This is a genomic window from Pedobacter sp. FW305-3-2-15-E-R2A2 (genome assembly GCF_038446955.1).
Classification (GTDB): domain Bacteria; phylum Bacteroidota; class Bacteroidia; order Sphingobacteriales; family Sphingobacteriaceae; genus Pedobacter.
Window position 1 is genome coordinate 4,928,212 of the sequence record NZ_CP151803.1, and the last position, 15,351, is coordinate 4,943,562.

General features: G+C 40.8%; 18 protein-coding genes. 12 read left to right on the forward strand and 6 right to left on the reverse strand.

Translation table 11 applies throughout. The features are described 5' to 3' along the window. A complete protein-coding gene (locus tag AAFF35_RS19910; protein ID WP_342328288.1) occupies positions 1–750 on the reverse strand; it encodes a FecR domain-containing protein in 750 nt (249 codons plus the stop codon). 217 nt (positions 751–967) lie between these two features. Here AAFF35_RS19910 and AAFF35_RS19915 point away from each other — a divergent pair, with 217 nt between their 5' ends. The 3 genes from AAFF35_RS19915 to AAFF35_RS19925 are packed head-to-tail and all read left to right on the forward strand — an operon-like array spanning position 968 to position 3,393. After that, positions 968–1,558, forward strand: a complete 591-nt coding sequence (locus tag AAFF35_RS19915; RefSeq protein WP_342328289.1) for a porin family protein — start codon at positions 968–970, stop codon at positions 1,556–1,558. A 28-nt stretch (positions 1,559–1,586) separates the two neighbouring features. Beyond that, a complete protein-coding gene (locus AAFF35_RS19920) occupies positions 1,587–2,663 on the forward strand; it encodes a histidine kinase (RefSeq protein ID WP_342328290.1) in 1,077 nt (358 codons plus the stop codon). Continuing rightward, positions 2,650–3,393 (forward strand): LytTR family DNA-binding domain-containing protein, encoded by a 744-nt coding sequence (locus tag AAFF35_RS19925; RefSeq protein WP_342328291.1) that lies wholly within the window; start codon positions 2,650–2,652, stop codon positions 3,391–3,393. The genes AAFF35_RS19920 and AAFF35_RS19925 overlap by 14 nt, the downstream gene beginning before the upstream one ends. A gap of 179 nt (positions 3,394–3,572) precedes the next feature. Here AAFF35_RS19925 and AAFF35_RS19930 read toward each other — a convergent pair whose 3' ends face one another. Further along, a complete protein-coding gene (locus tag AAFF35_RS19930; RefSeq protein WP_342328292.1) occupies positions 3,573–3,944 on the reverse strand; it encodes a hypothetical protein in 372 nt (123 codons plus the stop codon). Between the two features lie 201 nt (positions 3,945–4,145). On the opposite strand from AAFF35_RS19930, the gene AAFF35_RS19935 reads away from it, so the two are divergent. Next, complete coding sequence (locus tag AAFF35_RS19935; RefSeq protein WP_342328293.1) at positions 4,146–5,012, forward strand: terpene synthase family protein; 867 nt, start codon at positions 4,146–4,148, stop codon at positions 5,010–5,012. A 152-nt stretch (positions 5,013–5,164) separates the two neighbouring features. Here the strand turns inward: AAFF35_RS19935 and AAFF35_RS19940 are convergent, their stop codons facing one another. Next, positions 5,165–6,079 carry a DUF6268 family outer membrane beta-barrel protein gene (locus AAFF35_RS19940; protein WP_342328294.1) on the reverse strand — a complete coding sequence of 305 codons (915 nt, stop codon included), beginning with the start codon at positions 6,077–6,079 and terminating at the stop codon, positions 5,165–5,167. Between the two features lie 230 nt (positions 6,080–6,309). Between AAFF35_RS19940 and AAFF35_RS19945 the strand changes: the two genes are divergently transcribed. Further along, positions 6,310–7,110 (forward strand): PAS domain-containing protein, encoded by an 801-nt coding sequence (locus AAFF35_RS19945; protein WP_342328295.1) that lies wholly within the window; start codon positions 6,310–6,312, stop codon positions 7,108–7,110. Between the two features lie 45 nt (positions 7,111–7,155). After that, a complete protein-coding gene (locus AAFF35_RS19950) occupies positions 7,156–7,638 on the forward strand; it encodes an N-acetyltransferase family protein (RefSeq protein ID WP_342328296.1) in 483 nt (160 codons plus the stop codon). On the opposite strand, the gene AAFF35_RS19955 is transcribed toward AAFF35_RS19950, so the two are convergent. Continuing rightward, positions 7,617–7,961 carry a helix-turn-helix domain-containing protein gene (locus AAFF35_RS19955; protein ID WP_342328297.1) on the reverse strand — a complete coding sequence of 115 codons (345 nt, stop codon included), beginning with the start codon at positions 7,959–7,961 and terminating at the stop codon, positions 7,617–7,619. The two genes, AAFF35_RS19950 and AAFF35_RS19955, sit on opposite strands and share 22 nt — an antisense overlap. Positions 7,962–8,085: 124 nt before the next feature. Here AAFF35_RS19955 and AAFF35_RS19960 point away from each other — a divergent pair, with 124 nt between their 5' ends. The 5 genes from AAFF35_RS19960 (at position 8,086) to AAFF35_RS19980 (ending at position 11,271) form a co-directional block, all read left to right on the forward strand. Continuing rightward, the gene (locus tag AAFF35_RS19960) at positions 8,086–9,081 is read left to right on the forward strand and encodes an NAD(P)-dependent alcohol dehydrogenase (RefSeq protein ID WP_342328298.1); all 996 of its coding nucleotides are present in this window, start codon (positions 8,086–8,088) and stop codon (positions 9,079–9,081) included. 166 nt (positions 9,082–9,247) lie between these two features. Next, positions 9,248–9,670, forward strand: a complete 423-nt coding sequence (locus tag AAFF35_RS19965; protein WP_342328299.1) for a MauE/DoxX family redox-associated membrane protein — start codon at positions 9,248–9,250, stop codon at positions 9,668–9,670. 5 nt (positions 9,671–9,675) lie between these two features. Beyond that, the gene (locus tag AAFF35_RS19970) at positions 9,676–9,975 is read left to right on the forward strand and encodes a hypothetical protein (RefSeq protein ID WP_342328300.1); all 300 of its coding nucleotides are present in this window, start codon (positions 9,676–9,678) and stop codon (positions 9,973–9,975) included. A gap of 318 nt (positions 9,976–10,293) precedes the next feature. Further along, positions 10,294–10,506 carry a hypothetical protein gene (locus AAFF35_RS19975; protein WP_342328301.1) on the forward strand — a complete coding sequence of 71 codons (213 nt, stop codon included), beginning with the start codon at positions 10,294–10,296 and terminating at the stop codon, positions 10,504–10,506. A gap of 81 nt (positions 10,507–10,587) precedes the next feature. Continuing rightward, positions 10,588–11,271, forward strand: a complete 684-nt coding sequence (locus AAFF35_RS19980) for a Crp/Fnr family transcriptional regulator (RefSeq protein WP_342328302.1) — start codon at positions 10,588–10,590, stop codon at positions 11,269–11,271. A 17-nt stretch (positions 11,272–11,288) separates the two neighbouring features. On the opposite strand, the gene AAFF35_RS19985 is transcribed toward AAFF35_RS19980, so the two are convergent. Next, on the reverse strand, positions 11,289–11,936 hold the full coding sequence (locus tag AAFF35_RS19985) for a TetR/AcrR family transcriptional regulator (RefSeq protein WP_342328303.1): 648 nt from the start codon (positions 11,934–11,936) through the stop codon (positions 11,289–11,291). Between the two features lie 922 nt (positions 11,937–12,858). Beyond that, a complete protein-coding gene (locus AAFF35_RS19990; RefSeq protein WP_342328304.1) occupies positions 12,859–13,494 on the reverse strand; it encodes a rhomboid family intramembrane serine protease in 636 nt (211 codons plus the stop codon). Positions 13,495–13,601: 107 nt separating this feature from the next. Between AAFF35_RS19990 and AAFF35_RS19995 the strand changes: the two genes are divergently transcribed. Beyond that, a complete protein-coding gene (locus AAFF35_RS19995; RefSeq protein WP_342328305.1) occupies positions 13,602–15,341 on the forward strand; it encodes an ATP-binding cassette domain-containing protein in 1,740 nt (579 codons plus the stop codon). The last annotated feature ends 10 nt before the right edge of the window (positions 15,342–15,351 follow it).

The window sequence follows — 15,351 nt, forward strand, 5'->3', positions numbered from 1 at the left end:
TCAGTTTGCTTCAAGAATAACCATTCCATCTTCAAGTTTAAAATCGCAATGGGCACTTAAACAAAATACTTTTAATACACGTTCCAGAGGTTCGTTCCTGAAATCTGCTGAAAAGCTGTGCTGTAGTTTCATTCCCTCAGTTACTTCAAAAGGAACCCCATACCAATCTTCAAGGATCTCAATCACTTTACTTAAACCCGCATTATTGAATTTGAGCCTGCCCATCAGCCATGATTGACGTTCTTCAATAGGATATGTCTCTTTTTCCATGAGATCTACGGTTCTGTTCAGCATCACCATTTCTCCCGGCAAAAGCAATTCTGCTTTATTATCTGTATCGGAGTGATAGGATTTCTCCACTTTCAGTTTACCGGCTGTAACCTCTATTTGCCGGCCGGATTCGTGGGGATAAGCCCTTGCAAAAAAAGAGCCCCCCATTGTGCTTGCCTTAAAGTCAGCGGATTCAACCACAAATGGCAATCTGGAACCTGGCACAACAGTAAAAAAAGCAGCACCAAGTAAAATGACCTTTCTACTGTCTTTATGAACACCATGAGGAACTTTAAGGATACTGTTTGAATTCAGTATCACACTGGAACCATCCTGAAGTTTGATACTTAACCGGTGTCCCGTACGCGATTGATAAGTCTGATATGCTGCTTCATTTTTGCAACCCTGAGTAATAACCAGAGCAGCAAACATCAAGAACAGAATCAGCCTTTCTGCCCATAATGGTTTATGTATTTTCATTGTCACGACCGCAATCTACCATTCTAATCTTTTAACATGAAATGGATCCGGAATTTAACACTCATTTTTCCATTTTCATTTTACCAGCTGTCAACGGGATCATGCCCTTCGTCAAATACTTTTTCCATCAACAAGGATTATTCGCCCCTTTGCAGTCAACAAATAAAAATTACTCAACAAATGGTAGTTCCAGGGAATCACCAAAAACATTAAAAAAATGAAAAAACAATTTCTTTTACCTCTGATTGCATTTACAATGATGGCTACTGCTGCATCCGCCCAAAAAAGCCCTATTCATATTGGTCTTAAAGGAGGTGCTAATTTCAGTAAATTACCTATTTCTTCTTCCGGTATTTCTTCGAAATATGCGACAGGTTTTTCAGCAGGTGCATTCACCAGGATAGACATCTCTAAAGTTTATGTTCAGGGGGAACTTTTGTTCACTAAAAAATCCAGTAAATATGAATCTGACCTCTTCGGTGGCGATAAAAAAGTAAGCTGGTCGAGCGTTGACGTACCGGTATTGGTAGGTTACAAGCTACTCAATATGGATTTGCTAAATGTTAGAATCTTTGGTGGTGGTGTTTATTCTTATACCATCAGCGATAAAGCTTCCATTTTCAAACAGGTAGATAATTCTTTCAGGAAATTCGATAAATCAAATATCGGTTACCAGGTTGGTGCAGGAATTGATGTAGGAAAGCTTACTTTTGACCTCAGATATGAAGGTGGATTATCAAGCGTTAGTAAACAATTTAAATCCCGCCCTAACTCCTTTCAGGCAAGTGTAGGATTTATGATTTTCTAAACCCTTTGATCTAGCTTATTTCATCAGCATGAAGAAACCCGTATTTGACAAACATTTCTTTTTTATAGCAGGATTCTGGATCCTGCTTACCATTACTCTGATTGCACAAATCAGCCGGGATTATCCTACAGCTTATGTCGTTTTCCCTTGCTTGCTAATCATTGGATGTGCGATGCTGATTTCTTATATTTTCAGTAACAGGATTCTTCCAAATGCTTTTATAAAGGGGAAAACACCTTTGTTCGCGATGCAGAGTTTCAGTGTTATTGTATTGCTCACCTTTGTCATTGCAGCTGTAAACTACATGACATTTCTGAAGTACGGAGCCAATTATACACCCAGCGACTTGTCTTTAATAAAATCACAAAACTCTTTTTGGTTTTTATTTTTCACAAGTTCCCCAGCCTCCTTATTGATTTTAGGATCAGTTTGCGGGTTCAAATTTTATCAGAGGCACAACCAGATCGAACAGCAGCATAATTTATTAAAACAGGCACACATGGAAGCGCATGTCCGGATTTTACAAGATCAGATCAATCCGCACCTCATGTTTAATGTGCTGAACCATATCCATATCCTGATGAAAAAAGATGTGGATTTAGCCTCAGTGTTGCTCGTCAGGTTTTCGGATATTCTCAGATACCAGATCTATGAATGTAACAGGGAAACGGTAACACTGGAAAAAGATGTAAAGTACCTTAAGGACCTGGTTTCGGTAGAGAAAATCCGATGGGGAGAGGAACTGGAAGTCAAATGCGATTGGAATATAGCAAACGGAAAGAGGGATATTGTCCCTCTTTTATTGGTTCCATTTGTAGAAAATGCATTTAAGCATGTGTCCCGTTTACCATCTTCAAAAGGTTATGTGCACCTGGAATTAAACCAAGAGGAGGAAAACCTCAGCTTAACCATTGAGAATTCAAATTCCACACAACCAACAAGAAAGAATAGCAGCAATAGCGGACTTGGCCTGGAAAATGTCCGTCAACGCCTGGAGATTCTTTATCCTGAACATCACGAACTGAAAATTACAAACACTGGCACTATTTTTAAAGTTGTACTCCATATTAATTTAGAAAAGAAAGCAAACTATGCAGAGCAATAAAACCACTACAGAATTACCCCTGCAATGTCTGGTCATTGATGACGAACCTATCGCAAGAGCAGGGATCATAGATTTTATTGATCAGGTGGATTTTCTTCAGGTGGCCGGCTCCTGCTCAACCGCCATGGAAGCATCAGACTTCATCCACAGTAACCCTGTGGATTTGTTGTTTCTGGACATTAACATGCCTTACCTCACGGGTCTGGAGCTATTGGAATCCATGGAAAACCCTCCATTAACCATTCTTACTACGGCTTATTCAGAGCATGCACTGGAAGGATACCGGTTGCAGATTGTCGATTACCTGTTAAAGCCTATCACCTTTCAGCGCTTTCATCAGGCGGCTACCAAAGCGAGGCAACTACACCAGATGCAGCGCCTGTCAAAACAGGCACCTACCATAGATCCTTTTCTTTTTGTTCGCCAGAAAGACAGCTTTAAGAAAATTCTATGGGCTGATATTCTATATGTAGAAGGCATGCAGAACTATGCAAAGCTAAAATTCAAAGATCAGGAACTTATTATTCACCAAACATTAGTCTCCCTGGAAGAGATCTTACCTGCTGATCAGTTTTTCAGGATCCATAAATCTTACCTGGTCAATATTGCGCATATAGATGTGGTATCCGGTGGACGGATATTCATTGATGGCCATGAGTTACCGATCTCCAGGCACCGCAGAGAAGAGCTGTTGAAAGAAGTAGTATATAATAAACTCATCAGCCGATAAGCAATTGAACAGGAACATTCATGAAGGTGCTACGACTTAAAATTATAATTCTTATTCATCCTGTTATTGCAAAGTTCCATTTAGGGACTTTTTTATTATAGTTTATAAGGTATTTATCCAGTTAGACACGGTTGTCAGCGCTATAGGATTTACAGTTTCTGAAATTTGAGCAACCCCCGTCATACTACCTGTTTTGGCTTATCCCAATGCCGGCTAAGCATTTCCTGCTGGAATAAACTATCGATATCATTTCTTAATTGTCCAATGGATAGGATTGAGTCCTGAAGGATGGGGTCACAGATTTTTTTGTCCAGAGCAAGGTTTTGGGCAATAACTGTCTCTGATACACCTTCAACCCGACTCCTATCTGCTGATTGTTGAAGACCAACCTCATATAAAGGGATGCCATCACCAGCCAATAATACAATAAACTTAACATCATTATTGCGGCTTGCCACCATAGGTGCGAGGTCTTGTTGCCACAATCCATAAATCCTGAACGAACGGGAATGAAAAACAGCTAAAAAAAATGAACAAAATGATTCTATCACCCTAACCAACAATAACTTATCTTCATGAAGCTATCATAATGGAATCTTATAAAACGAATTAATCCTATCAATATAGAAGATATGAAACGAAAATTAAATATGTCACGCCTCAAGTATCCGTGGCCACATGTCGCTCCGGCACATCCTGACTATTTTACCGAAGAAGAAAGGCAGTGGTTGGTTGAGGATTACAAGACCTTTATGATAAAGGATGCATCAGAAAAGATCAAAGGGCATAATTTGGCGAACGGCGCATCATGGATGTCGCCTACCACTACCAACGTTGATCATCTCCGGCCGATCGCCCGTTTCTTTACCTGGCTCACTCTATATGATGATTATTATGAGCGCTGGCCTGTAGATAAAATGGCCATAGAAAGAGATCGTATCATGGGAGTGATGCTGGGGGATACTCCTAAGCCAATGGACATTGGTCTGTACCGGCAGATTGCAAAATGTAGGGACGAGTTCCTGACTTATATGCCTTCTGAATGGATGGAGCGACTGGCTAAAAATTTGTACCGCTACACAACTTATGGTATAATGGAAGAAGCTCCTTATCGTCTCGAAGGTCGCTATCCTAGTTTGCTACGATTGCAATTTCTGAGAGAATATACTATTGCGATGTATGTTTACGGAGATATGATTGAAGCCGGTACCAATTTTATGCTACCAAAGATTATTATAGAACATCCTGTCATCATGCGTCTGAGAACATTATTGTGTAGGATTATGTCTATCCAGAACGATTGGTACACATTGGAAAAGGAGATGGCCGACGACCAGTTTGAAGTGTGTAACCACGTCCTGGTATTGATGTATCAGAATAAATTATCCTTAGAAGAAGCTATACAGGAAACTGAACGTATTCACGATTCTTATGTAGAAGAAATGGACGCGATACAAAAGGACTTACCTGATTTTGGCATTTATCAAAAGGAAACGGAGAACTATGTATACCACATATTACTAAACATAACCGGTCTGGATGACTGGTATAATGGTGATACTGTTCGGTATATACCCTCTGAATTCCCGATACACATTTACCCAGGTATAGGATCATGATCATACAGATGGATTTAGCGGAGTTCCTGCGGATCCGAAAGTAGTTTTTGCTGTCGCTTTAAGAGGAGCAATAAGTGTAATCCTGCTGAGCTTTTATAAAAAAATGATGCCTCAATTGAACTGTTGATTTCAATTGAGGGCATTACCTTTGATTATTTCTTTCCAAAATTCCATTTTAGACCTATTGCTCCATAAGGTGCAGGCTTAAAATAAGATATTTTTTCGTCGGATTTATCTTTAAAAAAGTCTGACAATTTCCTGCTGGTAAAAGTCATGGAGCGGTATACAGAATAACCTGCGGTCAATTCAACACTCAGCGATTTACCGATTTTAAATTCTGGCCTTAAACCGGTAACCACCTGCAGGTAAGACAACATAAATTTATCTTCACGGTCCACATCAGCGGTCATGGAGCTGATCTCCCCAACTGCTTTCAGATTGATGGCCTCATTTACCTTCATTCCTACCTCAACCCGCTGAGGGAAATTCACGAGTACCTGGAATTTCCCCTCTGTCTTCCAGGTAAAATATATAGCAGGTAAGATCATAGGTACACCAAAACTATTCGACACCATTGGCCCGAATCCTAAAGCCGTTCTCGGATTGAATTGTTTGATAAAGATCACCCCTCCCATTGCTAAAACATCAGAGGAGTTTATTTTTTTCATATTCGTGTACACCCCTGCTGAAGCCATGAACATAATGTTCCAGGTTTTACCCAATGGCCGAAGGTGCATCAGGCCGATACTTGCATTTAACAGCTCATCCGGAAAAAGACTCTTTTCAAAATCACGATTTTTGATGGAAGCATAAGACCCGTCAAGCGACACCGCCCAGATCTTAGGTCTGCCCAGGGAATCCAGCTTTACCGATAAAGGAATTCCAATCCCACCTTCAATTCTTCTCATGTCACTCTTCCCGGTATTGGAATCGCCATTACCGTTTGGATTATAATTGGAGAAAGGAATATATTCGCCTTTCAGCCTTATTCCCGGTTCCATTTGTGCTTTGCTATTTAAGGTGAAAAATGCTGCCAGAACGATAAGGCAGTACGTTGAAATTTTCATAGTTTTTATAAATCAATGATTAAATATATTTTTCGGCGAATTACCGGATGTTCCAGCCCCGCCGGAAATATTATTGACCACTGGTCGTCCTGTGTTGACAAAAAGCAGATTTTCCGCTTGTCAATAACCGTCTGTCAATAAGATTTATAGAAATTAAGCTGAATTTCATTTTTTTAATACATTTGCAGCTTAGCGGGATATCCCGATTTATTCGATGAAACAGCAAAAATTTGAAGGCAAGAGACTATAGAATCCCTATCATTTATATCGTATTAGGTGTTTTATGGATCACACTTAGCGATAGCTTCTTAAAAACTATGGAGTCTTATTTTACTCCTGAAATAGCAAGATATACCGCTTCCCTAAAAGGCATCTTTTATGTGATTGCTACAGGCTTCTTATTGTACTTCCTTTTAAAAAGGGAGAAAAAAAAACTGGCGGAGGGCAATAACAAACGAATGACAGAAATCATCGACAAGATGAACAACCTGGTTATTGTTTCAGATATTGAAGGGAACATTACCTGGGTAAACCATGCATTTGTAAAGGTAACCGGTTATACCATGCAGGAGGCTTTAGGAAAAACACATGGCGCCTTATTATATGGCCCTAAAACAGATCTGGAAGTCGTAAAGACACTGAGTAAAGCGATCAAAAACAAAGAGTTCTTTAGCGGGGAACTTGTCAACTATGCAAAAGGCGGTAAAGAATACTGGTCGCAGTTTAATCTTTCTCCCATGTTTAATGCAAAAGGTGGCCTGGAAGGTTATATGTCTATAGAAAACAACATCGACGACAGCAAACATAAAGAAGATCTTATTGTACAGCAACACCAGAAATTAAAGGCTGTTTCCTGGCTAAATTCACATGAAATCCGGAAACCTGTTGCCTCAATTATGGCGCTCACAGAATTGATTTTAGAGGAAACCGGTCAGGAAGAGCAAAAAGAACTGGTCAAATACCTACATCAAAGCACTATGGATCTGGATCTTATCATTCATCAGATCAATGAAGAGGCAGCAGTAAAATAAATTATGTACCTTTGAGCTCAACATCAAATAAACAATTTCCTTAAAATGATCCGGCAGTTTACACCATCCGATCTTAACCCGATGAGGGAGATCTATAATCACTATGCGGAAAACACGCTCCTCACTTTCGACGAAGCGGCATTGACGGCAACCGAATTTTCGGATAAACTTAGTCCGGTTCTTTCTAAATTCCCTTGCATGGTGTATGAAAAAGAAGGAAAGCTGCTGGGCTTTGCCTATGCAACAGAATGGAAAGAAAACCCCGCCTATCGTTTTACAGTGAGCAGCTCCATCTATCTTCATCCTGAAGCCCTGGATAAAGGCACAGGAACCGCTTTATACCGTAAGCTGATCGATGAACTCCGGGAAATGAAAATGCACTCTATCGTGGCAGGAATTTTAATGCCAAACGAAAAGAGTACAAGGATGCATGAAAGACTGGGATTCAGTAAAGTTGCCCACCTGAGCCAGATTGGATACAAATTCAACAAGTGGATCGATGTCAGTTACTGGCAGATGACCTTGTAATTCCCCATCCGCTTATCACCCCATTCCCGCAGATGATCTATAAACGGAATCAGTTCCTTTGCCGATTCCGTTAATGTATATTCGACCTTTGGTGGTACTTCGCTGTACACCTTCCGGATCAGCAGGCCGTCCTCTTCCAGTTCGCGCAGGGTTTGCGTCAGCATCTTCGGTGTAATCCCCACAATGCGTCTCTTTAGCTCCCCGTAACGAAGAACAGTAAACGTATGGATATACCAGATGATCCTGCCTTTATACTTCCCGCCGATCCTCTGAAAAGCATAATCTACGGGACAAACCGGATCTGAATTGAGCTTTTTTGTCATTTTAGTTATTTTTATACCTGATAATCAGCATTAGTATGTTTTTAGTCTGTAGGATACCAAAAGGTGCATACTTGACACAAAGATATTACTATCCTAGCTTTGAAGAAATTAAAGATCAAAAAGGATGAAAACACTGATTGTAAATGAAAAATATGGAATTGATCACCTGAATATCACCGCCGCTCAGGTGCCGGAACCAGCAGCAAATGAAGTGCTGGTTAAAGTGACTGCCATTTCCCTGAATTATCTTGACCTCATGGTGATCAAAGGAGATTTCGGCCACCAACTCCCTCATATCCCCGGCTCTGATGCTGCTGGCACGGTAATACGCATCGGCTCTGCAGTCAGCAGCTTTCTCCCGGGAGATACCGTTTCTACCCATTTTACCCCAGGATGGCAATCCGGGAATTTAACGCCTGAAGGCCTGGAAAACCGGCTGGGAATTGGCACTTCAGGCGTCTTTGCCACTTATATCTGCCTGCCGGAAACAGCGCTGGTGAAAAGCCCGGTTAACTTAACTGCTCAGGAAGCCGCAACCCTCCCTATCGCTGCCTTAACAGCATGGGAAGCCCTTCACCAGGCCGGCGGACTTCAACGAGGTGAAACCGTTCTGCTTCAGGGAACCGGTGGTGTCTCCATATTTGCCCTGCAGTTTGCGAAACTCGCTGGTGCCAGGGTCATCATCACTTCCAGTTCAGAGGAGAAACTCGAGCGGGCAAAATCAATGGGTGCCGACCATGTTTTCAATTATAAAACACAGCCAGACTGGCCGGAAAAGGTAAAAGCACTCGGAGGGGTAGATCTTGTGCTGGAAGTGGTTGGAACCGGATTTAAAGATGCGATACAAGCCTGTAGGTTTGGTGGACGCATCATCATCATCGGTTTTTTAAATGGCGCAGAAACCAGTCTGAGCATCTTTGACTTTTTACAGAAAAAACTCACGGTCAAAGGCGTTTTGGTCGGATCGAAAAGCACCTTCTCTCAAATGAACCAGACGATTGAAAAAGCAAACCTTCGTCCGGTAATAGATCAGGTATTTCCTTTTTCGGAAGCCCGGCAAGCCTTTGAATACCTTGCTGCCGGAAAACATTTTGGAAAGATCGTCCTCGACCTGAATTAAACACATCAAGCATTAAATAAGGTAGCAAAAGACCGCTTTATTTAATGCTTTATCTGGACAATTGTCCGTAAAAGATGTGACAATTGTCTGCAAAATATGTGACAATTGTCCAAATCAATGCCCCCCTTCCACACGTAACTTAGTATTCATACGAAAACTGAATACGATGATGAACATTATTCCTTTTTTTATTCTTGTCATTACTGCGATTCTGATTCTCTTATGGGCATATTCGGCCATTTCTAAATTCCGGGATCTACCAAGGTTCAGACGGGGATTAAGAAGTCAGGCTTTTCCCAAATGGATTGGAAAAATAGTATTCTGGACACTGCCGGTTACAGAGTTAGCGCTGATCGTACTTTTGTGGTTGCCGGATACCCGTTTATTGGGCATGTATCTTTCGGCCCTGCTGATGCTTACGTTTACGATCTACATTGGCGGTGCCGTATATGGCTTCTACGATCGCTATCCTTGTCCCTGCGGGGGCATCTTCAGAGGAATGAAGTGGAACACCCATTTCAAAGTAAACTTCATCCTGACCTGTATCTCAGTTGCAGGTATACTCTTAATGGAATTTGGGACCAACTAAATCAAATGACTATGCTATCCTGGTACATCTTAAGCCTGGGCAATGACCCTACTACGAAATACAACTATGAAAAAGTTTATGCCCAACCTACCTGTTGTGGAACAGAAGCCATCTGTGCCATCCGGGCTTTTGACGATGGCCATAACCATCCCCTGATTTCCGAACAGCTAAAATTTGAAATGATTTCTGCCTTATGGAACAACAGGGAAACCCCCAATGTCCGGTTACACTATTCCGGTCGTGAACAGGAGTCGGTTAACATCGTATGTCATAACTATCTGTTTAACAAAACAGTTACCGCTTAATTTCCGTCACATCTTTCCTATTGGTTTTTTAACGATTTGGACAATTGTCGGGAAAAATTGTGACAATTGTCCAGAAAAAAAGTGACAATTGTCCGGCAATAGGCTGCATTTCCTAATTAACTTGGTATTTATTAAGGGAGATGCCGGACACCCACAAAAGCAGGCAAAGGGGAAATGCTGAAAACCCTGAAAAGAGTAAGTATAATTTTAATTTAAGAACCATACTCACTATTACAAACATTAAAACTTTGGGAACTGACACAGGAGGGGTCCTCCTGTGTTAATTATAGTGTAAAGGCGATTAAAAAAACAGATATTATGCAATGGTATTCATTTATAGGAACGGATTCCTTAAATCCGACTCATTATAAAGTCAGGCATACCGAACCTGGTTGTTCAGGAAGCCGGACCATTTGTGCCATTTTTACATCGGGAGATATTTATCCTTATATAGACTACGATGTGATCTGCTACATGGTATTAGCACTGAGCAGTCGACGAAGCAATGAGAAGGTAATCTTAAGAGATTAAAAAAATAATTCTTTATGTCACCACTTTCCACAAAACCGATATTTAAGTTTGAGTATGTAGACTTAAAGAATTGAAATTATTATGAAAGAACAGGTACCCTACTTCGGCGACATGTTGTACACAAAGACAACATTTCCACATATTGATTTACAAATCGCAGAACAGTTATTGCATAAAACAAAAACCCCTATGATACATACTGCACTGAGAAGAAAGATAGGGTCACTATGTCCGGTCACGGACGAAATCTTTCAGACGTTAAACAGGGACTTTAATCCCTTAAGTTTATCAGTGAATCAAATTCTAATTAGTGCAGAACAAGTTCCGGACCGCATCTTCTTTATTCAAAAAGGCTTGTTGAGGGGATATTATATGGGAGAGAAAGAAACCATTACCACCTGGTTCGCGGGACCAGATCAGTTTATCATTCCCAATAATTTCTTTTCGCAGGAATCATGTAACGAATACATCCAATCGCTGGAAGATTGTTCGCTGTTGTCCATTAGCCATCACTCCTGCTTAAAAATGTCACTGGAATCGAATGACATCGCCAAGATCTTCTTCAAATTACTCGAAGAGAAACAACTCCTGTCGGATTCCAGAGAGCGAATGCTTCGAATTCCAAATGCGGAAAAACGATATTTGAGTATGGTCAAGCTTATGCCTGTTGTCCACCAGAATGTAAAGGACGACACCTTGGCTTCCTATATGAATGTCACCCGACGGCATCTGGAGCGCATCAAGATTAAAACCTCCAGAAAATAATAATAATAATAATAATATTACCCTTTTTTATCAGCGGCATCAAATGCCCATCCGACAAGTTGCTTTAATGCTTTAACAACTTCCCTCCTGTCGGATTCCTTCCTTACATCCAGGTCGCAGAAATTACTATCACTATTCTTTGAATGCAGTACCAGATAATTGATTCCGGAAATCAACACCGCCTCTATTGCCCTGAAATTCACCGATGAACCCTCAAAATGAGGATCTGTCAGCTCAAACAATTCGGATTTAATACTTTCCCGGAACCTGGCGATCTTACTCATCATCTGACTTTTTCCATTGATCTCCCATAGAATGATGTTTTGTAACTCAGGACTGTCAGAAAAATATTCCAGGTTCTCAGCCAGCATATTTCCGGCAAGGTTTCTTCCAAAATCATGGCGGTTGGCCTCCACAATTTCAGGAAGCTTTTTATAAGATCTTGTCCAGTAATCTTTCTCCAGGATATAAGATTCAATCAATTCCTGAGGTCCGACAAAATATCTGTAAATCAGTTTTTTGTGAACATCGGCGTACCTTGCTATGTTATTAGGGCCTAACCCATTGTAGCCCTCGTTTTTTAAAATATCTCCAACTGCATCATAAAGTTTACGTTTAGTCCTGCGACTATCTCTCAACTTTTCGGTTTCCTTATAATTATTCATTGAAACAACGTATTAGGTTTTCATTTAACGGACAATTTAATGGCTAACTTTCTATTCCATTGTTAGGTTAAAACCTGAACTGTCATTGAAATCCTTAAAGACGGCGTTTAGCATATTATTTTTCATGGCAAGAGGTTAATGATTGAGGGTTAATAAGATGACCTTCCACATTTCGTAACAACAACCATTCTTTAATGCTGGCGTTAAGTCATAACTGGAATTCCCGTAAAATTAAATCGTAATTTATTAATCCATTAAAACTTTTGGTTTTAAGTTATAGCCTAAACGTTTAATATAAATTATAAAGAGAAATATATTCAGGCAATTAACCCTTCAGATATGCAATTAAAGATTTTAACCTTTAAGCATAACGGGCCCTTAATCCTCATGGTGAGCAGAAGAACAAATCCAGTAAATGAAATAATTGACCGATTAACCGAATAAACCGTTAAAGAATGTGCGGCTTTTTGTAACCAATCTCCCAAGGCCCGAAAGGTTCACTACACTGCTCGACCTTACATCAGGAAGTAATTGATAAACAGAAACTTCTAAGATTTCTGCGATTTCATAAATCCTCCGAACGCTCAATTCCGTCTCCTCCCTTTCTAATTTAGAATAGGCATTTTGGGAAATATTAAGCCTCGACGCCATATATTCCTGACTGTAACCTTTTATCACTCTCTGTATCCTTATCGCGTTACCAAACTGCATATTTATTTCAATCTTCACGAATATAACAAGAATTACGCTAATCATATCAGACCAGATATAAAAAAAACTGCCTACCCTCAAATCTTCAGTTTATTTAAACAAAATAATTACTGTTAATTTTATAAAATGTAAAATAAATAATGAAGTAAATATATTCCAACTGGAAAATTATCGCCTAATGATACCCATAAACAGGGATAACCCTTTAGCCTTAAAATACCCTGATAATTTTAAGGAGGTCAGGGTAAAATAAGAGGGTAATGGTGATGCCGGAGAACACTCCGAATAAATGGGCATACTGATCAATATGGTCTTTTTTCCCGAACCTGATCTCATACATTAAACCCAGAACGAAGACGATGATAAAATGAACATTCAGGACCTCTCCCAGGTAAGGAAGGTTAATGTAGCTCTCATTGGCATTTACGATACAGAAGCTCCCTAAAATGGCCAATGCTCCTGTTGAGGCGCCTGCACTACGGAAGAAAAAATCTTTCCGGTGAACCAGGACTGATCCCAGGTTACCGATCAGTGTACCAAAGAAATAGAGGGCTAAAAAGTTAACAGGACCAAAGGCACCCATACGGCTAAATTCGCGCTCTACCATTGCGCCAAGAATGTAAACAATGGCCAGGTTAAATGTCAAATGAAACCAGTTGTTATGAACCAGGGCAGCGGTAACCAGCGTATAAAATTTCCGCCCCCTCGCGATGCTGTAAGGATGCAGAATGAAAGAGAAATAGACCCTTTGGTGATAGAAGGCATAGATACTAACCAATGCAGTAAACACGAGGATAAGGATGATTCCCGGTGCTGGACAGAGCGAAGCGCTAAGGTCTGATAACATAGGACAATAATGACAAAAAAATAACTTCTAATTTAAAACCTATAGCTCTAAATTAAAACAATGTGGTTTAGTGTTTTGATCGTGATTGATAGAATTTTGTAAGAATCATGAGCAGAAATACGCCCTCAATCCCTGCCGGAATACCTACCGGTTTTTTTTCTTTTCCCAGAAAAAATCTAAATAAATGGATATGGCTCAGCAAATTAATAAAAACTGAAATCAGCCTCATTATTGGCAATATGCTCATTGGCTTATGCATCACCATACTCGGGTTCTCTATCGTCATCTTTTCACAAATATTAATTGACGACCTGTTGCCAACAGGAAACCACAAGCAACTCATTATTGGTTTTATACTTTTATTTCTGAGCCTGACACTCCGCTCGGGCCTGGCATATTTCCGCAGAAAACTGTTGTTTTCTCAAAACAAACGAATCAGCAGTAAAGTGTTGCCCTCATTTCTCCGCCTGGTCTTACATCTGCCAAAATCATTTTTTGATACCCACAATACCCCGGAATTACTCTCCCGTCTCCTTGAACATAAAGGCCTTCAAAAAATCATTTCTTACCTGACAGATCGCCTTTTCATGGACCTGCTTTTCATCTTATCAACGACCATTCTTCTCGCCTGGTATTCCACTGCAGCTGCCGCCCTACTTTTTATAAGCTTTTCCTTCCTCCTGTTTGTTGGCTTTAACTTCAAAAAAGGAAAGCTGAAACAATCGGAGCTCAGCCGGACCAATGAAGCTCAGCGAGAACAATACCTCAGCATGTTTCAGAGCATTGAAGCGATAAAGAGCCACAATGCAGAAGATCATTTCCTGGCCAAAACCGAAACGCTCCAGAACAGCCTTCAGCACAAAAAAGAACACTTATGGCAATCGGAAAATAAATCCATGATGTTCACAGAATTACTGTCGGTCGCTTTTACCCTCCTACTCACTGGACTTTCTTATTTATTGGTGGTCAGACAAGAGCTAAAAACCGGCGAGATGGTCGCGATCATCATCATGAGCATTTCTCTGATCCCCGCAATCTGCCGCTCTTCACAAATCGGAATGAAGCTCAATCAACTGAACCTGATCGTAGAAAATATTTACGATTTTTCCGGTCTGAAGCAGGAATATCCACAAGAGGAGAAGGCCGAATTACAAAGCATCAACTTCCAGTCACTTCAGGTCAAAAACCTAAATTTTTCCTTTCCAGGCTGCCCTCCGCTGCTCCGGGACGTATCATTCCGTCTAAAGGCAGGGGAAAGCATCGCCTTACTCGGCGAATGTGGCGCTGGAAAAAGCACGATATTCTCGATATTACAAAAGCTTTACACCCCACAATCCGGATTGATTGCCTTAAATGAGCAATCCATCAAACACATCTCTACCCCTTCCTTAAGGAACATCATCGCAACGGTCCCCCAGGAGGTGAAAATCTTCAACGGAACACTAATGGACAACATTGCACTGGGCAGTCCTCACCAAAGCCCTTCCTCCATCATAGAATTCTGCATCCATACAGGCCTGGATCGTTTTTTTGATTCCCTGCCCCAAGGTTACCTGACCCCGATCGGAGAAGGAAAACTGAAGCTTTCTGCCGGTCAGCGACAACTTGTTGGCCTTGCAAGAGCACTTTACCGGAGGCCACAATTGTTGTTACTCGATGAGGCAACTGCTTTTATGGATACCAACACTGAAAAATTCACACTGGAACTCCTTGCCCGTTTTAAAAGCAATATGGCCATCATCCTCATCACCCACAAAACCGAAACCACCAGACTCGCAGACCGGATTTATGTGATCAAACAAGGGCAGGTAGAAGATCCCTATAAGTCCATCACTTTTAGCTCCTGACCCAATTCTC